Source organism: Luteimonas saliphila, assembly GCF_016774335.1.
GTDB classification, from domain to species: Bacteria; Pseudomonadota; Gammaproteobacteria; order Xanthomonadales; family Xanthomonadaceae; genus Luteimonas; species Luteimonas saliphila.
The window spans coordinates 511,050-533,435 of the sequence record NZ_JAETWA010000042.1; the positions used below are offsets into that span (position 1 = coordinate 511,050).

Genomic DNA, 22,386 nt, shown 5'->3' on the forward strand with positions numbered 1-22,386 from the left:
GACACGGCAGGAGGTGTCCGGCGTTCCCGGGTCCGCGGGCAGCGCGGGGCCGGCAATGGGAGGCCCCGGCGCGACGGGGGTGGGCGGCGTGCCGGTACCCGGACGCGGTGCGCAGGCGGTGCAGGCCAGTACAAGGCCGAGGGTGAGCAGAGCGTTCCGGATCCGCATGCTGGCCGCGCTCAGGCTTTCGCCGCCCAGGTGTCGCGCAGCGAGACGCTGCGGTTGAACACCGGGACATCGGCGCGGTGGTCGCGGCGGTCGGCGACGAAATAGCCGAGCCGCTCGAACTGGAACGAGGTCTCCGGCGCCGCGGACGCGGCATCGGGTTCCACGTAGCCGCGCACATTGCGCCTGGACTCGGAGTTGAGGTGGTCGCGGTAGCTGCGGCCCTCGCTTTCGTCGTCCGGGTCGGCGGCCGAGAACAGCCGGTCGTACAGGCGGACCTCGGCTTCGACCGCGTGCGCCGCGCTCACCCAGTGGATGGTGCCCTTGACCTTGCGGTTCGCGCCCTCCATACCGGGACGCGATTCGGGATCGAGCCAGCCGCGCAGTTCGACGACGCGGCCCGTATCGTCCTTCACCACCTCGTCCACGCGCGCGATGCCGGCGCCGCGCAGGCGCACCTCGCCGCCGGGGACCAGCCGCTTCCAGCCCTTGGGCGGCACTTCGGCGAAGTCCTCGCGCTCGATCCACAGCTCGCGCGAGAACGGCACCTCGCGCGTGCCGAAGGACTCGTCCTTCGGATGGTTGGCGAAGGCCAGCATCTCGACGTGGTCCTGCGGCAGATTGCCGAGCACCAGCTTCAGGGGATCGACCACCGCCATGCGCCGCGGGGCATGCGCGTCCAGCTCGTCGCGCAGCGCGCCTTCCAGTACCGAGAAGTCGATCGTCGAGTTCTGCTTGCTGATGCCCACGCGGTCCACGAACAGGCGCAGCGCCGAGGGCGTGTAACCGCGCCGGCGCAGGCCCTGCAGGGTCGGCATGCGCGGATCGTCCCAGCCCTCGACCAGTCCCTCGCCGACCAGCGCGACCAGCTTGCGCTTGCTCATCATCGTGTAGTTGATGTTCAGCCGCGAGAATTCGATCTGGCGCGGTTTCGCGGCGACGTTCGGCAGGCCTTTCGCCAGCAGCGGCGCCAGCAGTTCCGGCGAACCGGCCAGGTCCACCTGGTCCACGCACCAGTCGTACAGCGGCCGGTGGTCCTCGAACTCCAGGGTGCACAGCGAATGGGTGATGCCCTCGATCGCGTCACCCAGGGCATGGGCGAAGTCGTACATCGGGTAGACGCACCAGCCGGCCCCCGCAATCGGGTGCGGCATGTGCTTGATCCGGTACAGGGCCGGGTCGCGCAGGTTGATGTTGCCGCTGGCCATGTCGATCTTCGCGCGCAGGGTGCGTGCGCCGTCGGCGAACTCGCCGGCGCGCATCCGCGCGAACAGGTCCAGGTTCTCCTCCACCGACCTGTCGCGGAAGGGCGAATTGCGCCCAGGTTCGGTCAGGCTGCCCCGGTATTCGCGCACCTGCTCGGCCGTCAGGTCGCAGACGAAGGCGTCGCCCTGGCGGATCAGCTTCTCCGCGGCCAGCGCGTAGACCTCGAAATAGTCCGACGCATGGCGCAGTTCGGCCCACTCGAAGCCCAGCCAGCGCACGTCGTCCTGGATGGCGTGGACGAACTCGGGGTCTTCCTTCGCCGGGTTGGTGTCGTCGAAGCGCAGGTTGCACACCCCGCCGAACTCCTGCGCGATACCGAAGTCCAGGCAGATCGCCTTGGCGTGACCGATGTGCAGGTAGCCGTTGGGCTCGGGCGGGAAACGGGTACGGATGGCGCCGTGCCGGCCGCTGGCGATGTCGTCGCGGACGATCTGGCGGATGAAGTCCTGGCGGGCCGCGGCGGCAGGGGCGGCATCCGTCTGGGCCGGGGAAACGGCAACCGGGTCGGTTCGGGTCATGACGCGCAGGGGAGCAAAACGCCAGTGTAGCCGAGGCGCTGTTCGCTCCATCGTGGACGTGCACGGCCGCCGGTGCCGGACCGATAATGTGACGTGCGACAATATTCGACGCCATGGAAACCGCTTGGCATGGAAATTGCTTCAAGCGAGTGAGGCGCAGGAGAGCCGGAATGTCCGAAGGCAGCCACATCGCCGGGCGCAGGCCCGCGCCCCGCCGTCCCGCGACGGGCGGGCGGCGCGCTCGCGCGCCCGCGACGTGCATGGAGGCGCCGTGCTGAGCGGACATCCGCGCGGCGCCGAGGGCTCGCGCTACGAGGGCCTGATCGCGATCTGCCTGGCCCTGCTGCTGGGACTGTTCGCGGTGGCGGTCGCCGGCGGGCTTCCGGAAGCGCCGGGCGTCCAGGTCACGGTCGACGCGTTGCCCGGCGGGCAGCCGCTGCCCGGCGGGGTGGACGGCGCGACGGCGGACGCCCGCGAGGCGTATGGCGCGGCGCTGCTGCGGTTCGACCTGCCGCAGGACGGCAACGGTTCGCGCTGGGTGGTCCGGCTTCAGCGCGAGGCGGTGGAGTCGGTCTGGCTGCAGCGCGGTGAGTGGCGCAGCCCCACGCGCGGATTCTTCGCACCGGATGCGGGCGCGGGCGTCCTGCCGAGCAGTTTCCTGTTCCCGCTGCCGGCGGACTGGGTCGGTCCGGTCGAAGTCGAGTTGCACTCGGTGGGCAATGCGCGGCGCGCCTTGCACCCGCAGGTGATGGGCGAAGCGCAGGCCATGCGGCTCGAGCAGTACGGGGTCGCGGCCAGCGCGATGATCTACGCGAGCCTGTTCACCATCGGCCTGCTGGCGCTGGCGCTGTTCTCGGCCGCGCGCGATCGGACGTTCCTCGCCCTGTTCGCCTTCGCCAGCGTCGCGCTGCTGGCGCTTTCGGCGGTCAACGGCCACCTCTACCAGGTGCCGGGACTGCGGGCGTTCGCCTTCTGGCGCGTCCAGGGCGTGATCGCGCTGGTGATGTTGCTGTGCGCGGCGTGGCTGCAGATGCTGTTGCAGTACGCGGGCATGAACCAGACGCGGTCGCGCTGGAAATCCCTGGTCGACGGCGTGTCGCTGGTCCTGGTCGCGCTGGTGGCGCTGTGCCTGCTCAACGTTCCGCAGGTGGCGAGGGTGCTGCCGCAGGTACAGGTGGTGCCGTTCGGCCTCGCGTTGCTGCTGGGATTGCTGCTGCTGATCGACGCGGTCCGGCGGCGCACGCTGATGGCGTGGCCGCTGGCGGCGCTGGCGATCCTGACGCTGGCCGGGGTGGTGCTGCTGGAGCTGTCGACCCGCGGCCACCTGGTCGATACCGTCGTGGTGCGCTACGGCTATCAGCTCGCGATCGTGGTCGGCGTCGCGATCCTCGCGGTCGGGCTGGTCGGCCGCATCGGCGAGTACCGGCACCAGCGCGACCGCGAGCTGCTGGCGCGCGCCGACACCGAGCGGCGCATGCAGCGCGAGGCCGCGCGTTCGGACCTGGTTTCCGAACTCCAGTCGCGCCTGCGCGCGCTGCCGATGGCCGAGCTCCAGGTGACCGCGTTCCGCCTGCTGATCGACCGGCTCATGCCGCTGTTGCCGGTCGAGCGTTGCGTGGTCGCAACCCATGGCTACCACGGCCAGGACCAGCTGGTCGTCGAACCGGCGGGCGGCCTGGACGCGCTGCGGACGCAACTGGGTCGGCGCCAGCTCGCATTGAAACGGCAGGCGGCCAACGGCATCGCACTGCAGCAGCCGGTAACGGAGGAAGGGCAACCGTCGATCGTCGCGATCGAGGCGGTGGTGCCGCTGCAGATCCGCGCCCCGGCCTGGGGGGCGCTGCTGCTGCACCGGCGCGGCGCCGGCGGCTTCACCACCGAGGAGTTGTCGCTGGCCAGCGACTTCGCGCGGCAGACCCTGCTCCACGTCGACCAGGCGGTCGCGGCGCTCCAGCTGCGGCGCTCCGCCGAACTCGACGCGCTGACCGGCAGCTTCAACCGGCGCACGATCGACCACTGGCTCTCGCGCAGCTTCATCGAAGGCGCGCGCGAGCGGCAGCCGGTGTCGGTGCTGTTCATCGACCTCGACCACTTCAAGTCGGTCAACGACCGCCACGGGCATGCCTGCGGCGACCACTGCCTGCGAGAGGTCGCCCTGGCGCTGCGCGGCGCACTGCAGGAGGGGGACCTGTTCGGACGCTACGGCGGCGAGGAATTCATCGTCATCCTGCCCGGCCGCGGCGGTGCGGCGGCACGCATGGCGGCCGAACAGCTGCGCATGGCGGTGGAGAACCTGCGTCCGGAGTGGAACGGGCAGCCGCTGCGACTCACCGTCAGCGTCGGCGTCGCCACACGCCTGGAGAACGAGGACAGCCCGGACGCGACCCTCGAACGCGCGGACCGTGCGCTGTACTCGGCCAAGGCCCACGGCCGCAACTGCGTGCAGGTGGCGCCGGCGGTGTTCCGCTGAGGCGCTCGTCGGGCGTCATCGGCAGTTGAAGTGGCCCGAAGCGGCCGCAGATCATCGGCAGTCCTTCGGAGCGACCGCGATGACCGGAATCGGTGCTTGGAAACAACGGCTGCCAGCGCCTGGCGAGGCGCTGCCGGGCCGCGCCACGGAAATGCCGGTGAACGGGTGCCACCATGTGCTGGGCTCGCCGCTGCGCGACGACTTCGCGGGACTGTCGCGGGTGCAGTTCGGGATGGGCTGCTTCTGGGGCGCCGAGCGCAAATTCTGGTCGCTGCCGGGCGTCGCCACCACCGCGGTCGGCTACGCCGGCGGGGAAACCCCCAACCCGACCTATCGCGAGGTCTGCTCCGGCCAGACCGGCCACGCCGAGGTCGTGCTGGTGGTGTACGACGAGGCGAAACTGCCGTTCTCCACCCTGCTGCAGACGTTCTGGGAAAACCACGACCCGACCCAGGGAATGCGCCAGGGCAACGACGTCGGTACCCAGTACCGTTCCGCGATCTTCTGCGAAACGCAGGCGCAGCACGAACAGGCGCTGCGCAGCCGCGAGGCCTACGAGGCGCGGCTGCGCGACGCCGGCCACGGCGCGATCACCACCGAAATCGTGTTCCCCGCCCCGGCGTTCTACTACGCCGAGGACGAGCATCAGCAGTACCTGTCGAAGAACCCCGCCGGCTACTGCGGCCTCGGCGGCACCGGCGTGAGCTGCCCGATCGGCCTGGGATAGGCAGGGTTCGCCGGCGACCTTGCGCGCTGCTGCCGCACGCCGGGCCCGACGGCGGCCACCTGCACGATGCAACCGAGCTACGGCACCACCCGCAGCGCGCACACGTAGACCAGCTCGCAGGCGCCGTTGCCGCTGTCCTCGCGGGTGAGCGAACTGCGCCAGCGCCAGCCGTCCGGCGCGTCGACCTGCACCAGCCAGCCGTCGATGCGCACGGTGTCGTCCCGCCGCACGTCGCGCAACGCGCGGGCCACTCCCGGTGTGGAGGGAATCATGTGCATGTTGGCGCTGCTGCGGACGATCTCCTGCGCCGGGAGCGGCGGATCGCCCTGCCAGCGGTACCGGTACCAGCGGGAGGACTGCGAGATATCGAGCCGTGCCAGCACCTCGTCCTCGCGCATGCGCGCCCAGCCCAGCGCCAGGTCGGTGGGCGAGAACGCCGCCTCGCGGCCGATCGAGTAATCCTCCCTGGCCAGCACCCGCGCCTCGATCCTGAACCCGGCAAGCGGGGTCAGCGCTCCGTCCTCAAGCCGGAAGGGCCCGACGCCGCGCGGCACTTCGGTCTGCAACGGCAGGCCACCCGGGGCGATCCCCGGGGGCAGCGGGCAACCCGGATCGCTGCCGGCCGCAGGGGCAGGCGCATCCGGCGTGCGCGGCGAATAGGGCGAGTACCACCAGCCCAGCGCGCCGAGCAGCAGCCCGGCCAGCGCCAGCTTGCGCAGCGCCACGCGCGATCAACCCGCGGCGTGGACGCCGGTGACGCGCAGGCGCAGCGACCGGCCCTGCGGCGTGGCCCAGTCGATCGACTGGCCGACCGACAGGCCGAGCAGCGCGCTGCCCACCGGGGCCAGCACCGAGATCCGCCCGGCGCCGGCATCGGCTTCCAGCGGATAGACGAGGGTGAGGGTGTGCTGCTCGCCGCTGGTCTCGTCGATGCACTCGACCCGAGAGTGCATGCCGACCACGCCGGCCGGCATGTCCGCGTCGTCGACGATCTCGGCGCGGACCAGCTCGCCCAGCAGGGCCTCGGCGGTGGCGTCGTGCTGCCATTGCGGCGCCTCAAGCATCGCTTCCAGGCGCGCGGCATCGCGGCGCGAGACGACGATCGACGGCGGCAGGCCGCTGGGGGTCTGGTGGCTCATGGGGTTCGGCTCCGTGTTCGGTGCGGGCGGTGGCGGGCATCGCCCAAAGAAAAACGGACGGCGCGTCCGGCGCGTCGCCCGCTCGTGGTGAGGGCTACCGTAGCGCCCCGGGCGCCGGGCTTCAAGGGCGCCGGCAGGCGCGGTTCACAGCATGTCGGGCGGCGGCGCTGCTTCCTGCGCCGCTCCGGTCAGCGGGTTGTCCAGCAACCCCGGCGGCAGGGCGCGGAACGTCGCCGCCAGCTGCGCGAGGAACTCGGACATGGCCGAACTGCGACGCCAGAACATGGCGATCTCGCGGCTGGGCTGCGAGTCGCTGAACGACAGCAGCCGGATGTTCTGCGGGTGCGCGACCGGTGGTTGCACCGCCAGGGTCGGCAGCAGGGTGATGCCGACGTTGGCCGCGACCATCTGCCGCAGCGTCTCCAGGCTGGTGGCGCGGAACTCGCTCTTCTCCTGCGCGCCGGCCAGCTGGCACACGTCCAGTGTCTGCCGGCGCAGGCAGTGGCCGTCCTCCAGCAGCAGCAGGTCTTCCCGCGCGAGGTCGTCGACGGTCAGCGCCTTCTGCTTGGCCAGCCGGTGCTGCTCGGGCACCGCGAGCAGGAACGGTTCCTCGAACAGGTATTCGTGGTGCAACTGGTCGTCGTGCACCGGCAGCGCCAGGATCGCGGCGTCGAGCCGGCCATCGCGCAGCCGCGCCAGCAGCTCGTCGCTCTTTTCCTCCACCAGCAACATCTGCAGATCGGGGAAGCGCAAGCGGATCGGCGGCACCACGTGCGGCAGCAGGTAGGGGCCGAGCGTGGGGAAGATGCCGAGGCGCACGATCCCGGCCTCGGGCCGCTGGCTGCGGCGCGCGGCCTCCTTCATCTGCTCGACCTCGGATACCACGCGCCGCGCGCGTTCCACGATCTCCACGCCGATCGGCGTCAGCATCACCTTGCGCGGCGCGCGCTCGATCAGCGACACGCCCAGTTCGTCCTCCAGCTTGCGCAACTGGGTCGACAGCGTCGGCTGGCTGACGAAACTGGCCGCGGCGGCGCGGCCGAAATGGCGGTGGTCGGCGACCGCGATCAGGTACTTGAGGTCGCGAAGGTTCATGCGTCGATGTCCCGGGGCGCGCAGTCGTTTCGAAACCAGCGCAGATCCCCCGCCTCGCGACCGATGACGGGGGCGGTTCCCACCTACGCGGCCTGGGCTTCGGCGGGCGCGACCGGGGCCGAGGCGCGGATCAGGTGGTCGAACGCGGCCAGCGCGGCCTTCGAGCCTTCGCCCATCGCGATCACGATCTGCTTGTACGGCACCGTCGTGCAGTCGCCGGCCGCGAACACGCCCGGCACGCTGGTCTGGCCGCGCTCGTCGACCAGGATCTCGCCGCGCGGCGACAGCGCCACCGTACCCTGGAGCCATTCGGTATTGGGCAGCAGGCCGATCTGCACGAACACGCCCTCCAGTTCCAGCCGGTGCGCATCGCCGCCGACGCGGTCCCTGTAGACCAGACCGGTGACCCGGTGGCCGTCACCCAGCACTTCGGTGGTCTGCGCCGAGACGACGATACGGACGTTGTCGAGGCTGCGCAGCTTGCGCTGCAGCACCTCGTCGGCGCGCAGCCGGGCGTCGAACTCGATCAGGGTGACGTGGGAGACGATGCCGGCGAGGTCGATCGCGGCCTCGACCCCGGAATTGCCGCCGCCCACCACCGCCACGCGCTTGCCCTTGAACAGCGGGCCGTCGCAGTGCGGGCAGTAGGCCACGCCCTTGTTGCGGTAGCGGTCCTCGCCGGGCACGCCCATCTGCCGCCAGCGCGCGCCGGTGGACAGCACCACGGTCTTCGACTTCAGCGACGCGCCATTGGCCAGCGTCACCTCGACCAGACCGTCGTCGCCGGCGGGCAGCAGCGCGGTGGCGCGCTGCAGGTCCATCACGTCTACCTCATATTCGCGCACATGCTGCTCGAGCTGGGCGGCGAGCCTCGGGCCTTCGGTGTGCTGGACCGAGATGAAGTTCTCGATCGCCATCGTGTCCAGCACCTGGCCGCCGAAGCGCTCGGCGGCGACGCCGGTGCGGATGCCCTTGCGCGCGGCGTAGATCGCCGCGGCCGCGCCGGCGGGGCCGCCGCCGACCACCAGCAGGTCGAACGGTGCCTTGCCGGCGATCTTCGCGGCCTCGCGCTGCTCCGCGCCGGTGTCGAGGCGCGCGACGATCTGCTCAAGCGTCATCCGCCCCTGGTCGAACGGCGCGCCGTTGAGGAAGATCGACGGCACCGACATCACCTCGCGCGCCTCGACCTCGTTCTGGAACAGGGCGCCGTCGACGGCGACGTGGCGGATGTTGGGGTTCAGCACCGCCGCGAGGTTGAGCGCCTGGACCACGTCCGGGCAGTTCTGGCAGCTGAGCGAGTAGTAGGTCTCGAACAGGAACTCGCCTTCCAGCGCACGCACCTGCTCGATCACCTCGGCGGAGGCCTTGGACGGGTGCCCGCCTACCTGCAGCAGGGCCAGCACCAGCGAGGTGAACTCGTGGCCCATCGGCAGGCCGGCGAAGCGCAGGTGGATCTCGTGCCCGGGGGAGGTCAGCGCGAACGAGGGCTTGCGCTCGGCGTCGTCGCGGCGCACGTCGAGGGTGATGCGGTCGGACTGCGCGCGGATGTCCTCGAGCAGTTCGAGCATTTCCCTCGACTTGTCGCCCTCGTCGACCGATGCGACGATCGCCACCGGGCGCTGCAGCCGTTCGAGATAGCCCTTGAGCTGGGTCTTGAGGTCGTTGTCGAGCATGGGGACGACTCCTGGGGGAGGCAGGCGGGAGCGGATCGGAGCCGACGCGGGGCCGTGGCTGGCGGGGCGCGGGGAGGGGGGCGGCCGGCGGGCTGGGCCACGCATCGGCTCCGATCCGCTCCCGCGCCGCGGATCGCGGCACGGGGCGGGGTAGGGCGGGTGTCGCGGTCAGATCTTGCCGACCAGGTCCAGCGACGGCTTCAGGGTCTTCTCGCCATCCTTCCACTTGGCCGGGCAGACCTCGTTCGGATGGGCGGCGACGTACTGCGCGGCCTTGAGCTTGCGCAGGGTCTCGGTGACGTCGCGGGCGATGGCGTTGTCGTGGATCTCGACCGTCTTGACCACGCCTTCCGGGTTCACCACGAAGGTGCCGCGCAGGGCCAGGCCCTCTTCCTCGATGTGCACGCCGAAGGCGCGCGTGAGCCGGTGGGTCGGGTCGCCGACCAGCGGGAAGCGAGCCTTGCCGACCGCCGCCGAGGTTTCGTGCCACACCTTGTGCGAGAAGTGGGTGTCGGTGGTGACGATGTAGACCTCGGCGCCCAGCTTCTGGAACTCGGCGTAATGGTCGGCCGCGTCCTCGACCTCGGTCGGGCAGTTGAAGGTGAAGGCGGCGGGCATGAAGATCAGGACCGACCACTTGCCCTTGAGGCTGGCGTCGGTGAGTTCGACGAACTCGCCGTCGTGATAGGCGGTGGCCTTGAAGGGGGGGATCTGGGTATTGATCAGGGACATGGACGACCTCTGGTGGTGGAGTGAGGGATGGCGTAAAGCGATCCGGGGCGCTGGATCGATGCGAGGATGATAGATTGAGTCTATTGATAAGTAAAATTGACTGAAGAGATATTATCAATAGTCACAATCAATCGAAATATTCGGGATTCGATGGTTCGGCACGCCGCAATGTGCTTGCAAACGTTTTTGCGCTGCAGCATATTCAACCCATGCGCTGCAGTCTGGCGCGGTGGCCGGAAACGGCACCGGCTGGGGCAGCGCAGGGTTTCGGACAGGAGTCGATGACGCCGGTCCAGCCGAGTTCCGTATCCGTTTCCTCCCTCCCACACGTGGTACGGAATCTTTGAAGGCGGCTTCGGCCGCCTTCATTTTTTTCCAGGGCCGCGGAGGCCTGGTGTGGCGAGGCAATGAGGGGACTGTTGCGCGACCGCTTGGCATGGTCCTGTGTCATTGCGACCTGATGGGCCTCACCGCGACCGGCAGCCCTTCGCGGCGAATGTCCTCCGGCATCCGCCTGCCGGCGGATACCTCCTCCTTGATTTCGCCGCGAAGGGCCGCCGGCCACGGCGAGACTCGGCTTGCGGCGCGTGCACCAGGCCAGCCAGGTCCTCGGGCTTGCGCGCTGGGACACGCCAACAGTCCGGCACGCCGGGTGCGGGCAGACCGTCGCTGGGGGACATTCGTGCCCAAAGGGCATCCGTACCCGGCCCCCGGTCCGCGAACGGACGCGAAGCTTTCCTCGGTTGGGAGAAGTCCCTTTTCCGATGGTTTGATCCAGCCTCGAATACTGGCCCCGGCCTTGCGGCGGCTGGAGCGTTCAGGGCCGCGCGGATTGTCCGGTCAGCGCGCTACGCGGTACGGCCGGAGCCGAAAAAGGCGATCCCAGGGCGCCGGGAGGTGGCGTCCATCCGAAGGCCAGCCAAGGGGGCGCTTCGCGGAGCACTTCTCCCTGGAATGGCTGAAGCACCGTTGCTTGCGTGTCGCACGCTTCGTACAGGCACCCCGCGCTCGCTACGATGTCGCGATGAATGACGTCCCTTGTCCAGCGCCCACCGTGCGCGTGCTGCTCGACGCGGTACGCGGAAGGATCGAGCCGGCGGAGGCGGAAATCCTGCTGGCACATGCGCTGCGCAAGCCGCGCGGCTGGCTTTACGCCCATGCCAGCGATGCGCTCGACACCGCGGACGCGAGCCGGTTCGAAACACTGCTCTCGCGCAGGCAGGCCGGCGAGCCGGTCGCCTACCTGTGCGGCCGCCGTGGCTTCTGGACGCTCGACCTGGCGGTGACGCCGGACACGCTGGTACCGCGGCCGGAGACCGAACTGCTGGTGGAACTGGCGCTGGCGCAGTTGCCCGAGGATCGCGAGCTGGAACTGGCCGACCTCGGCACCGGCAGCGGCGCGATCGCCCTGGCGCTCGCCAGCGAGCGGCCGCGCGCCCGGGTGGCGGCCACCGATGCCAGCGCCGCCGCGCTCGACGTCGCCCGCGGCAATGCGCGCGACGCCGGCCTTGCGAACGTCGGTTTCCACCCCGGCGACTGGTTCGGCGCGGTGCCGGGACGGCGCTTCGCGCTCGTCGTCAGCAATCCGCCGTACATCGCCCAGGGCGATCCGCACCTGTCGCAAGGCGACCTGCGCCATGAGCCGGCGATGGCCCTCGCCTCCGGCGCAGACGGACTCGACGCGATCCGCGTCATCGTCCGCGACGCGCCCGCGCACCTGCACCCGGGCGGCTGGCTGCTGCTGGAGCACGGCCTTGACCAGGGCGATGCGGTTCGCGCGCTGCTGCGCGCCGCCGGGTTCGGCGAGGTCGCCACCCACCGCGACCTCGAGCAGCGCGACCGCGTGAGCCTTGGCCGGATCCCGCCCTGACCCGGGGCATGGCGCACGCGATTCGCTCCGATGCCGGCTCGCCTCGCGCAAGACCCACCCCGACGCCGCAGGTGAACGGAGCGACTAGACTGTCCCCACATTCTCTCGAGGCGAACGCATGCGCACGCTGTATCCCGAGATCGAACCATTCGACACCGGCACGCTGGCGGTGGACGAGCGCCACACGCTTTATTACGAGCAGTGCGGCAACCCCAGGGGCAAGCCGGTGGTGCTGCTGCACGGCGGCCCCGGCGGCGGCTGCAACGCGAAGATGCGCCGCTTCCACGACCCGGCGAAGTACCGCATCGTGCTGTTCGACCAGCGCGGCGCCGGCCGGTCCACGCCGCATGCCGACCTGGTCGACAACACCACCTGGGACCTGGTGGCCGACATCGAGAAGCTGCGCGAGTTGCTCGGCATCGAGCGCTGGCAGGTGTTCGGCGGATCCTGGGGTTCGACCCTGGCGCTGGCCTACGCGCAGTCGCATCCGCTGCGGGTGACCGAACTGGTGCTGCGCGGGATCTTCATGCTGCGCCAGTGGGAGCTGCGCTGGTTCTACCAGGAAGGCACCTCGCGGCTGTTTCCCGAAGCCTGGGACCAGTACGTCGGCGCGATCCCCGAGGACGAACGCCACGACCTGATCGCCGCGTTCCACCGGCGCCTGACCTCGGACGACGAAGCCACCCGGCTCGCGGCCGCGCGTGCGTGGAGCGTGTGGGAGGGGGCGACCTCGTTCCTCCACGTCGATCCGGATTTCGTCAGCGGCCACGAGGATCCGCGTTTCGCGCTCGCCTTCGCCCGCATCGAGAACCACTACTTCGTCAACAAGGGCTTCTTCGAGGTCGACGACCAGCTGCTGCGCGACGCGTACCGGATCGCCGGCATCCCGGGCGCGATCGTGCACGGCCGTTACGACGTGGTGTGCCCGGTACAGAACGCCTGGGACCTGCACAAGGTTTGGCCGAAGGCCGAGCTGGCGATCACGCCCGCGTCCGGACATTCTGCGTTCGAGCCGGAGAACGTCGACGCGCTGGTGCGGGCGACCGACAGCTTCGCCTGACGCCTGCCGCGCCCGGACAGTCCCAGCGCGGCAGGACGCTTCAGCCTGCCAGCGCCACCGGCGCGGACGCAGTCGGCGCGGCGATCCTCGGCGAGAGCGTCGGATCGTCGGTCTCGTCCGTCCACACCTCGAATCGCAGCAGCTCGTTGGGACCGAAGGTATTGCTGATGGCGACGTCCGAGGCGTCGCGCCCGCGTGCGATCAGCACGCGGCCGATGCGCGGCGTGTTGTGGCGCGCATCGAAGGTGTACCAGCGCCCGCCCAGATAGGCCTCGAACCAGGCTGAGAAGTCCATCGGCGCATCCACCGGCGGGATGCCGATGTCGCCGAGGTAGCCGGTGCAGTAGCGCGCGGGGACGTTCATGCACCGGCACAGCGCGACCGCGGAATGGGCGAAGTCGCGGCAGACGCCGCGTCCTTCCTGCAGCGCCTGTGCCGCGGTGCGCGTGGCGTCGGCGTGCGGATAGCCGAACTGGATCCGCTGGTGGACGTAGTCGCAGATCGCCTGCACCCGCGCCCAGCCGGTGGGCGTCGTGCCGAACGTGTCCCAGGCCATCTGCGACAACCGGTCGGTCTCGCAGTAGCGGCTGCCGAGCAGAAACAGCATCGCCTCGTCTGGGAGCTGGTCCACGGGAACCTCCGCCGCATCCCACGCGACCGGGTCGGGCAGTCCGCTGTCGCGTACCACCGCATCCGCGTTCACTGTCAGCGTGCCGGCCGGCGCCAGCAGGCGGACGCAGACGTTGCCGAAACTGTCGCGATACTGGCGCAGCGGCACCTCGGGCGTGGTGCGGAACTCGCTGGCGACGACGATGTCGGTCCGGCGCGACTCGTGGATGTTGAGCGTCAGCACCATCGGCGTGGGCTGGGGAAGGCCATAGGTGATCGAATGGCCCAGGCGGATGAGCATGGCCTGATGGTCCGGACGTGGCAGCTCAGGTTATGCGCAAACGGCTCATGGCGTCGTGATGAAGTCCGGCTGCAGGCGGCCCAGCAACCGCGCCAGCCGCTCCGCCCAAGCGTCCTGCCCGTCGGCGCCTTCGATCAGGTCCTGGCGGATCTCGAGTTCGACGTGCGCCAGGCCGCGTCGTTCGCCGTGCACGGGGATCGCGTAGTCGGTGGCATCGCTGACCGAGTAGGGCTCGTTGTCGCCGACCTCGAGGCCGCCTTCCGCGCGCAGTGCCGCCAGCAGGGCATGCGCCAGGCGCGCGTCGCGCTGGTACAGCACGCCGGCGTGCCACGGCCGCGCACGGCCGTCCATCGACGGGGTGAAGCTGTGCATCGCGACCAGGAGCGTCGGCCGGTCCGCGGCCGCCCGGCGGTCGAGCTCGGCCTCGATCCGGGCGTGGTAGGGGGCGAAGATCTCCTCCACGCGTTGCCGGCGCTGCCGTGCGTCGAGGTCGGCGTTGCCGGGAACCATGGTGCCGTCGCTGATCGCGGCGCTCGAGCCGGGCGCGTCCAGCGGGCGGTTGCAGTCGATCACCAGGCGCGAATAGGCCTGCAGGATCGCGCAGGCGTCGAGCCGTTCCGCAAGGCGCGCGGTGACGCCGGCGATGCCGATGTCCCAGCCGATATGCCGGTCGAGCTCGGCGCGCGGCAGTCCGAGATCGCGCAGCCGCGCAGGCACGGCCTGGCCTGCGTGGTCGGCGATCAGCAGCCAGGGCGAGCGGCCAGCGGGTCGCAGCACCGTGACCGGCGGCGGATCGCCTGCCCCGAGCAGCGGGGCGGCGGGCGTCATCGCGGGATCATCCACGCGGCGAGCCGTCCGGGTCGTGGTCGATCATCCACAGCCCGGCCCAGAGCTTGAGGTCGAGTTCGTAGCCTTCGCGGTGCTTCTGCATCAGCCAGGCCGGCGCCTGCGCGCGCGGAACCGCGTGGACGACGATCGATTCGTCGTCCACGCCACCGCCGTCGCCGACCTTCCTCAGGTCGAGCGCGCGCGCGAAGGCGATGCGTTCGTTGCTCATGCCCGACGAGGTGGGACCGACCAGCAGCACGTCGATGCGCCCGGCCTCCCAACCGGTCTCCTCGATCAGCTCGCGCCGCGCCGCCGATTCCAGCGTGTCGTGGCTGTGGTCGTCGCCGACCAGGCCGGCGGGCATCTCGATCGTGCGCGCGCCCAGCGGCACGCGGTACTGGTCGACGAACAGCACCTCGTCGTCGGGCGTGACCGCGATCACCAGCACCGCCAGCCCGTCGCGGCCATGGGTGCGTTCGCACGATTCCCAGTGGCCGCGCCGGACCAGGCGCAGCCATTGGCCTTCGTACAGCAGTTCCGGGTCTTCATGCGGCTTGTCCATTGCCCGATGTTAACCCCGCTTCGTGGCGCTCATGCCTGGGGCACGTATTCGAGTCCGGCCGCGGCGTACAGGCGGCGTCGGGTCAGCGGGCCGAAGCGCAGCTGTTCGCACAGCGCGGCGATCGCGTCGGCATCGGCGCCGCAGCGAACGAACAGCGGGGCCGCGGGACCGAGCGGGGCATCGAACGAGATCGTGGACAGTTGCCGGCACAGCAACGCCTGCTCGCGGTGCGCGCGCAGCCTGGCGGCAGCCTGCGCCGCGCCGCGCAAGCGCAGGAACGGCACTTCGTCGACCCGGGCGAGCAGCGCGTCGAGGCTGCCGAAATGCGCGAGCAGCACCGCCGCGGTCTTGGCGCCGATCCCGGGTACGCCCGGGATGTTGTCGATCGCGTCGCCGCACAGCGCCAGGTAGTCGGCGATCTGCCGCGCCTCGACCCCGTGCCGCGCCTTCACCCCGGACGCACCCCAGCGCTGGCCGCGGGCGAAGTCCCATTGTTCATCGTGCAGATCGAGCAGTTGCGACAGGTCCTTGTCGGCCGAGACGATCACCCCGCGATGCCCGTGCCCGCGGGCGTGGTGCAGCGCGCTGCCGATCAGGTCGTCGGCTTCGTATTCCAGGTGCGCGAGCACGTTCAGGCCGAGCGCCGCCGCCAGCGCCTTGCAGTGCGCGAACTGGCGCTTGAGTTCGTCCGGCGCGGGCGGGCGGTTGGCCTTGTACGCCGGGTAGAGCGCGTTGCGGAAGCAACTGTCGAGGGCCTCGTCGAAGGCGACCGCGATGTGCCGTGGCCGTTCGCGTTCCAGCAGTTCGAGCAGGAAGCGCGCGAACCCGTGCACGGCGTTGCTGGGCCGGCCGTCGGCGTCGCGGAACTCGTCGGGCATCGAATGCCAGGCGCGGAACACGTACAGGCTGGCGTCGACCAGGTAGAGCGGCACAGCGGCGGTCCCCGGGGTCGCACTCACAGGACGAGGTCGGACAGCAGCGCACGCGGGTCGGGGCGCTCGCGTTCGGGCGCCTCCAGCGTGGGCGTGCCGATGTGGATGAAGCCGGCCACGCATTCATGCGCGGCCAGCCCGAGCAGACCCCGGACCTCGTCGTCGTAGGCCGGCCAGCCGGTCAGCCAGCAGGCCCCGAAGCCGAACGACTGCGCCGCCTGCAGCAGCGCGAAGCAGACGCAGCCGGCGGTGAGCAGGCGCTCCTGCCCGGGGATCTGCGTATCGTCCGGATCGAGCACCGCGATCACCGCGACCACCAGCGGCGCGTGGCCGAAGCGCTGCCGGTCCTTGTCCAGGGCCGCCCCGCCGGCGCCCGGATCGCGCCTCCGGGTGATCGTGGCCAGCGCCTCGCCCAGTGCCGCGCGCGCCGGTCCGGCGATGCGCAGGAACCGGAACGGTACCCGCTTGCCGTGGTCGGGCACCCGCACCGCCGACGCCAGCAGGCGCAGCAGGGTCGCCTCGTCGGGTCCCGGCTCGCCCAGCTGCCGCGCCGGCACGGATCGACGAAAGTCCAAGAGGGTCAAGGGGGTGTCGGAGGTATTTGCGGATGCAGTCACAGACGTGTGGCCCGGTTAGGCTGAATGATGGCAAGGCGATTCGACCTTGCGCATTCTCCCCCAAATGAACCTTCGTGCCGTTCCGACAGGCTTGCCGGCGGGCCGGGCAGGTGCCCTGCACGCGCCCGCACGCGTGCTCGAATCGTTGAAGCACGATGCGGTCACCGAACTGGGCGGCGTGCTGTCCGGCTTCTGGAGCGGGATCGAGGAGCAGGTACGGCTGGCCGCCCTGGCCGGCCACGACTACATCGCCGTGCAGGAGGATCGGGTCGCGGTGATGGCGCTCAGCCATCGCGCGCTGGAACTGGCCACGCGCTTCCGCGAGTCGATCGAGGCCGAGTTCTCGCGCTGGGAGCATCCGTCCGATACGCCGCAGCGCGAACGCTCGCTGACGCTGATGTCCGAATCCGAGCTGGAGGTCCACCTCGCCGGCCAGCAGATCACCGAGCTGCTCGACCACCAGTTCCTGCATCCGCTGGCCCAGCTCGACGAGCGCCTGCGGCAGCTGTCGGCGGCGCTCGGAATCACCCGGCAGCGGCCGAATCCGCTGCGCCCGGAGGTGCCGGTGACCGCGTTCGTCGCCCTGTTCGGCGCCGACGACCTCTCCACCGGCCTGCGTTCGATGGTGTTCCAGCAGTTCGACAAGCGCCTGCCCAAGGTGCTGGGCGAACTCTACGAGAAGGCGAATGCGATCCTGGACGCCGCGTCCTTCAGCGCCAGCGCGCCCGAGCGCGTGTCCGGCGGCGCGGGGCGCGCTGGGCGGGCGCCGGCGCCAGCGCCGCGCGACGCGGAGGGCGATGGCGAATGGGTGCCCGACGGCGGCACGGTCCCGCACCTGGGTGGCGGGCCGTCGAACGCGGCGCCGGCCTACCCCGGCGGTGGCGCCAGCGGCGGCACGACGCCGGCCGGCGGAGGTGGGGGCGGGGGCGGGGAAGCCGCCGCGACCGGACGGGTCCGCGAGCAGGTGCTGGCCGAGGCGCTCGCCGCCGGCCGCCCGCTGCGCTACCGCGACCTCGTCCGCGACCAGTTGCGCGCCTGGCGCGAACGCGCGCCGGGACCGGCCGACGCGGCTGACGGGATCGGCTACGGGCCGATGCAAGGCACCCTGGTGGCCGACGGTGCGCCCGACGGCGGCCATGTGCTCGACACCACCGAACTGCTCAACCTCGCCTCGCTGCTGCAGGGCGACGATCCCGAACCGTTCGAGAAGGTTCTCGCCGGCGAGGACGGGCGACCGCTGGCCGACGTGATCCGTCACGCCCTGCTCAGCGGCGTGCGCCAGATCGGCTTCGACCCGGCCCACACCCATTTCAGCAGCGACGAGGAAGATGCGATCGACCTGGTCGGCATCCTGTTCCAGTCGCTGTTCGACGCCAACGACCTAGTCGGCGATGCGCGCCAGCTCTACGGCAAGCTGGTGGTGCCCTACCTCAAGGTCGCGCTGACCGACGATTCGCTGTTCAACCGCCGCAGCCATCCCGCGCGGCGGCTGCTGGATGCGGTGACCGAGGCCTGCGACGGCAACGAAGGCAAGACGCCCCAGGACCAGGAGACGCTCAACCAGGCCGGGCACGCGGTCGATCGCGTGGTGGGCGAATACCAGGACGACCAGGCGATCTTCGAGCTCGCCGCATCCGAGCTGCGCGACCACCTCGACCAGCAGCGTCGCCGCGCGGAGCTGACCGAGAAGCGTGCCGCAGAGGCGATCCATGGCCGCGAACGGCTGCAACAGGCGCGGCGCAGCGCGGCCGACCTGGTCGCATCGCGGCTGTCGGAGCGTGCGATGACGGCCGCGGTCGCGCACTTCCTCGACCGGCACTGGCGTCACTACCTCACCCAGACCTGGCTGCGCGACGGCCCCGATTCGGCCCGCCACCTCGCCGCCATCAACGTGGGCGATGCGATGGTGCAGGTCGATGCCGATGCCGCCGAGGTCCGCGGTGCGGTGGTCGCCAGGCAGTTGCTGGCGCTGCAGGTGCCGCTCGGCGAGTGCTATGCCAGTTGCGGCATGGAAGCCACCGCCGCGCGCGACGCGATGGCGCGGATCATCTCCGCGCTGGCACTGCCCGATACCCCGCGCACCGTGCACCAGCCGCTGCTCGACGAGGCGACCGATCCGGCCGACCCGGGAGAAGACGGCGTGTTGCGCGTGGCCGGCGGCAGCGCGCAACTTGCGTTCGATCCGGCGATCGCCGCGCGCATGCGCCGCCTGCGCGTCGGCCAGGGGCTGCGCCTGGTGGACGAGGACGGCCATGAAAGCGCGGGGCGGATCGCGTGGATCAGCCCCTTGACCGGTCGATTCCTGATCGTCAACCGGCGCGGCGTGCGCAAGACCGTGGTGTCGCCGGAGGAACTGGCGCAGATGGTCGCCCAGGGCCGCGCGCAGGTGCGTTCGGTGGACGCTCCCTTCGACGAGGCCATGAAGCAGCTGTGGCAGCGGATCAACGCCACGTCGGTGAACGCATCCGGAGCCGACCGGGCGACGGGCAGCGGCTGAATCCGGCGCCGGCGCTCGATCCGCGCCGCGCGCCGCAATGCCTGAACCGGACCGGCGGCGGGTCCGCCCAGGCGCTCGCGGCGCGCCGTCCTGGCCCTGCGTGAACGACGCGTGGGTACGCCGCGCCCGCGACGACACTATCCTAGTGCGTCAGGGAACTCCGGGATCGCGGGTGAACGAACGTCAGGCTGCGGCAGGCACGCGGGCGCCGGCAGAGGTGCTTGCCGGGCTACGCGCCGGCTTCGGCGATCGCGTGGTTCCGTGGATGCGGGATACGCTGGCCGCCACCCTGCAGGACCTGGACGCCAGGGTCGAGGCCGCCCCGCCTTCCCCGGCGCTGGTGGAGGACCGGGCCGACGTTTCGCTGCTGCTGCGCGAGGCGCTCGTCTACGAGGCGCGTTGGCAGGCGCAGATCGATGCGCTGCTGCAGGGCTGGCCGCGGATGCGGGCCATCGGCGGTGGCGAACTCACGCTGATGGGCGAGAACGACCTGCGCGCGCAACTGGTGGGCGCATCGGTCGTCGACGCGCTCGAGCACCGCTTCGAGAACATCGTCGACCTGGTCGACCGTCGCCTGTATACGCTCGCCGCGCGGATGGGCGGCCAGTCGCACCCGCGCAATCCCTTCGCGCCGCGCGCGCTGGCCGAGACCTTCCTGCGCGCATTCACCGCGCTCGATGCGAGCGTGCGCGTGCATGCGCTGGTACTGCGGCATTTCTCGAAGCTGGCCTCGGAGCGCCTCGCGGCGGTGTACCAGTGGTGCAACGGCTACCTCGCCGACGCGGGTTGCGAGCTGTCCACCGGCCACGACGGCGCATTCCTCACCAGCCTGTCCGGTGCCGCCGACAAGGCGGCGGCCACGCCCGGCCAGGGCGCGGGCGTGGTGCGCGACCGATTGCGCAGCCGGCTCGCCGACCGGCGGCGCAGGGACGCCGGGGAAGCCGCTCCACGCGGTATCCGGGAAGAGGAACTGCTCTCGCTGCTATCCCTGCTGCAGTCCGAGCGCGAACCGTCGCCGGACCCGTCCGCTGACACGCATTCGACGTCCGCGCGGCTGCGCGCCGGGCTCGACCGCACGGGCGTCGGCATCGGCATCGGGCTGGGGAGTGCGGTCCGCACGCCGTGGCAGGAAGCGACGATCGAAGTGGTCGGCAGGCTGGTGGACGCCCTGGCGGAGCATGCGGCGCTGTCGGCACCGCAGGCCCGTTCGTTGCGGCGACTGTCGCTGCCGCTGCTGCGGTTCGCGCTGGAGGATCCAGGCCTGTTCGACGACCCCGGGCGCCCGGTCCTGCGCGTGCTGTCGGCGATCGTGAGGCTGTGGGACGGCAATCCGGGACGCAGCGCGGTCGAGCGCGAGCTGCAACGGATCGGCGACGAGGCCGCAGCCGCACTCATGCTCGACCAGAACGCCAGCCTGGCGCAGGTCCGGGCGCTGGCCGCGCGGATCGAAGCGGACGTCGAACCGGTGCGCCGCCGGGCCGAAGCGGCATCGACGCGGTTGTGGCAGTCCATGCAGGGACGCGAGCGGCTGGAGGCCGCGCGCGCCGAGGCGGACCATCAGCTCGCGCAACTGTTCGCGACCGCACGCTTGCCCGCGACGCTGGCGGAATTCCTGTCGCGCCACTGGCGGCAATGGCTGGTGCAGCTCTGGCTGCGCGACGGCAGCGACTCGAGCCGGTACCTCGAAGCGACCGCGCTCGGCGGGGCGCTGGTCGCCCTCGATGAAGAGTCCGACGGCCATGCGCTGGCGGGACGGCTGCTGCAGCTCGAACCCGCGTTGCGGGAATGCCTGGCCATCAGCGGCCTGCACGACGATGCCGCCACCGTCGAATTGTCGAAGCTGGTCGCCGAGTACGCCGATCCCGACGCCGCGGTGGCCACCGCCACACACACGCCGCTGGCCGCCGGGAACGATCCGGTCGTACTCCAGGCGCCCGTCGACGGCGTCGCGGTCGGCGACCGGTACGCGCGCGTCCTCGACGACGGGGCTCCACAGGCGTTGACCCTGGCCTGGCTCAGTCCCCTGAGCGGGACTGCGCTGCTGGTCGACCTGCAGGGCGCGCGGCAGGCGGTGCTCGATGCGGCTTCGCTGCGCAAGCGGGTCGCGGACGGGGCGCTGCGCCCCTTGCCGGCCGGCGATCCGGTCGAACATGCGCTGGCGGTCATCGCCGCGGCGGTGGCCACCGGCGAGACGGCCACCTGAGCGAATCGCGCCCGCCATGGCGATTCGCTACGATGGCGCAGACTTGTCCGGGGAGCGGTGCATGGCGGTGACCTTGGGTGTGGCCCGGGAGAGCGCGCAGGGCGAACGTCGCGTCGCGCTGACCCCGGAAACGGCGAGAAAGCTGGTGGCGGCCGGCGTCACGGTCCGCGTCCAGCGCGGGCTGGGCGAGTTCGCCCGCTTCCCCGACCAGGCCTATGCCGACGCCGGTGCCGACCTGATCGACGGCGACGTGCGGGCGGAGGCCGACGTGGTGCTGTGCGTGCAGCCGCCGGCGGCCGAAGCGATCGCGCGGATGAAGCCAGGGGCGGTGCTGGTCGGCGCGCTGCAGCCGCAGGCCGACGAGGCGCGCGCGGAGGCGATCCGTTCGCGCGGGATCGTCGCGTTCCCGCTCGAGCGCCTGCCACGGACCACCCGCGCCCAGGCGATGGACATCCTCAGCTCGCAGGCCGGCATCGCCGGCTACAAGGCGGTGCTGATCGCGGCGCAGCTCGCGCCGCGCTACTTCCCGATGCTGACCACCGCCGCCGGCACGATCCGGCCGTCGAAGGTCCTCATCGTCGGCGCCGGCGTCGCCGGCCTGCAGGCGGTGGCCACGGCGCGCCGCCTGGGCGCGCAGGTGGAGTGCTTCGACGTGCGCCCGGAAACGCGCGAGCAGATCGAATCGCTGGGCGGCAAGTTCCTCGACCTGGGCGTGAGCGCCGCGGGCGAGGGCGGCTACGCGCGCCAGCTCACCGACGAGGAACGCGCGCTGCAGCAGCAGAAGCTCGCCGAGCATCTCAAGGGGATCGACGTCGTCGTCTGCACCGCCGCGGTTCCGGGCCGGCCGGCGCCGAAGATCGTCAGTGCGGCGATGGTGGCGGGCATGAAGCCCGGCAGCGTGATCGTCGATCTGGCCGCCGAGACCGGCGGCAACTGCGAGCTCACCCGGCGCGGCCAGACGTTCGAGACCGACAACGGCGTGGTCGTCGCCGGCCCGCTCGACCTCGCCAGCCAGGGTGCGCTGCACGCCAGCGAGATGTTCGCGCGCAACGTCTACAACTTCGTCTCGTTGCTGCTCAGGGACGGCGCACTCGCGTTCGACTGGGACGACGAACTGCTGGC

General features: G+C 71.1%; 18 protein-coding genes. 7 read left to right on the forward strand and 11 right to left on the reverse strand.

What is annotated here, in order from left to right:
• Window positions 1–179: 179 nt before the first annotated feature.
• The gene (locus JMO03_RS14835; protein ID WP_202844489.1) at window positions 180–1,949 is read right to left on the reverse strand and encodes a glutamine--tRNA ligase/YqeY domain fusion protein; all 1,770 of its coding nucleotides are present in this window, start codon (window positions 1,947–1,949) and stop codon (window positions 180–182) included.
• A 271-nt stretch (window positions 1,950–2,220) separates the two neighbouring features.
• Here JMO03_RS14835 and JMO03_RS14840 point away from each other — a divergent pair, with 271 nt between their 5' ends.
• A complete protein-coding gene (locus JMO03_RS14840; RefSeq protein WP_202844490.1) occupies window positions 2,221–4,419 on the forward strand; it encodes a diguanylate cyclase in 2,199 nt (732 codons plus the stop codon).
• A 79-nt stretch (window positions 4,420–4,498) separates the two neighbouring features.
• Entirely contained in the window at window positions 4,499–5,146 is a 648-nt protein-coding gene (gene msrA, locus JMO03_RS14845) for a peptide-methionine (S)-S-oxide reductase MsrA (RefSeq protein WP_202844491.1), read from the forward strand.
• A 77-nt stretch (window positions 5,147–5,223) separates the two neighbouring features.
• Here the strand turns inward: msrA and JMO03_RS14850 are convergent, their stop codons facing one another.
• The 5 genes from JMO03_RS14850 to ahpC all read right to left on the reverse strand — a co-directional run bounded on the left by JMO03_RS14850 (window position 5,224) and on the right by ahpC (window position 9,785).
• Entirely contained in the window at window positions 5,224–5,871 is a 648-nt protein-coding gene (locus tag JMO03_RS14850) for a hypothetical protein (protein WP_202844492.1), read from the reverse strand.
• 6 nt (window positions 5,872–5,877) lie between these two features.
• Window positions 5,878–6,285, reverse strand: a complete 408-nt coding sequence (rnk, locus tag JMO03_RS14855) for a nucleoside diphosphate kinase regulator (protein WP_202844493.1) — start codon at window positions 6,283–6,285, stop codon at window positions 5,878–5,880.
• Window positions 6,286–6,429: 144 nt separating this feature from the next.
• Window positions 6,430–7,380, reverse strand: coding sequence for a LysR substrate-binding domain-containing protein (locus JMO03_RS14860; protein ID WP_202844494.1), 951 nt, complete (start codon window positions 7,378–7,380; stop codon window positions 6,430–6,432).
• 83 nt (window positions 7,381–7,463) lie between these two features.
• The gene (gene ahpF / locus JMO03_RS14865) at window positions 7,464–9,053 is read right to left on the reverse strand and encodes an alkyl hydroperoxide reductase subunit F (RefSeq protein WP_202844495.1); all 1,590 of its coding nucleotides are present in this window, start codon (window positions 9,051–9,053) and stop codon (window positions 7,464–7,466) included.
• A gap of 168 nt (window positions 9,054–9,221) precedes the next feature.
• Entirely contained in the window at window positions 9,222–9,785 is a 564-nt protein-coding gene (gene ahpC, locus JMO03_RS14870) for an alkyl hydroperoxide reductase subunit C (protein ID WP_202844496.1), read from the reverse strand.
• A gap of 1,024 nt (window positions 9,786–10,809) precedes the next feature.
• Here ahpC and prmC point away from each other — a divergent pair.
• Together prmC and pip are read left to right on the forward strand one after the other, a co-directional pair.
• Window positions 10,810–11,655: a peptide chain release factor N(5)-glutamine methyltransferase gene (gene prmC, locus JMO03_RS14875; RefSeq protein ID WP_202844497.1), complete on the forward strand. Its 846-nt coding sequence runs from the start codon at window positions 10,810–10,812 to the stop codon at window positions 11,653–11,655.
• Between the two features lie 118 nt (window positions 11,656–11,773).
• On the forward strand, window positions 11,774–12,715 hold the full coding sequence (pip, locus tag JMO03_RS14880) for a prolyl aminopeptidase (protein ID WP_202844498.1): 942 nt from the start codon (window positions 11,774–11,776) through the stop codon (window positions 12,713–12,715).
• A 40-nt stretch (window positions 12,716–12,755) separates the two neighbouring features.
• Here pip and JMO03_RS14885 read toward each other — a convergent pair whose 3' ends face one another.
• Genes JMO03_RS14885 through JMO03_RS14905 form a run of 5 tightly spaced genes read right to left on the reverse strand, consistent with a single transcriptional unit; the run spans window position 12,756 to window position 16,531 of the window.
• On the reverse strand, window positions 12,756–13,625 hold the full coding sequence (locus JMO03_RS14885) for a transglutaminase-like domain-containing protein (RefSeq protein WP_202844499.1): 870 nt from the start codon (window positions 13,623–13,625) through the stop codon (window positions 12,756–12,758).
• A gap of 45 nt (window positions 13,626–13,670) precedes the next feature.
• Window positions 13,671–14,453 carry an N-formylglutamate amidohydrolase gene (locus JMO03_RS14890; protein ID WP_202844500.1) on the reverse strand — a complete coding sequence of 261 codons (783 nt, stop codon included), beginning with the start codon at window positions 14,451–14,453 and terminating at the stop codon, window positions 13,671–13,673.
• Between the two features lie 7 nt (window positions 14,454–14,460).
• On the reverse strand, window positions 14,461–15,015 hold the full coding sequence (locus tag JMO03_RS14895; RefSeq protein WP_202844501.1) for an NUDIX hydrolase: 555 nt from the start codon (window positions 15,013–15,015) through the stop codon (window positions 14,461–14,463).
• A 29-nt stretch (window positions 15,016–15,044) separates the two neighbouring features.
• Complete coding sequence (locus tag JMO03_RS14900) at window positions 15,045–16,070, reverse strand: 5'-3' exonuclease (RefSeq protein ID WP_202844502.1); 1,026 nt, start codon at window positions 16,068–16,070, stop codon at window positions 15,045–15,047.
• A complete protein-coding gene (locus JMO03_RS14905) occupies window positions 15,971–16,531 on the reverse strand; it encodes a nitroreductase family protein (RefSeq protein ID WP_202844503.1) in 561 nt (186 codons plus the stop codon). Before JMO03_RS14905 ends, JMO03_RS14900 begins: the two co-directional genes overlap by 100 nt.
• Before the next feature lie 166 nt (window positions 16,532–16,697).
• On the opposite strand from JMO03_RS14905, the gene JMO03_RS14910 reads away from it, so the two are divergent.
• The 3 genes from JMO03_RS14910 to JMO03_RS14920 form a co-directional block, all read left to right on the forward strand.
• Window positions 16,698–19,061, forward strand: coding sequence for a DUF1631 family protein (locus JMO03_RS14910; RefSeq protein ID WP_202844504.1), 2,364 nt, complete (start codon window positions 16,698–16,700; stop codon window positions 19,059–19,061).
• Between the two features lie 172 nt (window positions 19,062–19,233).
• Complete coding sequence (locus tag JMO03_RS14915) at window positions 19,234–21,264, forward strand: DUF1631 family protein (RefSeq protein WP_202844505.1); 2,031 nt, start codon at window positions 19,234–19,236, stop codon at window positions 21,262–21,264.
• Window positions 21,265–21,325: 61 nt separating this feature from the next.
• A partial coding sequence (locus tag JMO03_RS14920) for an NAD(P) transhydrogenase subunit alpha (protein ID WP_202844506.1) occupies window positions 21,326–22,386 on the forward strand: 1,061 nt, incomplete at its 3' end.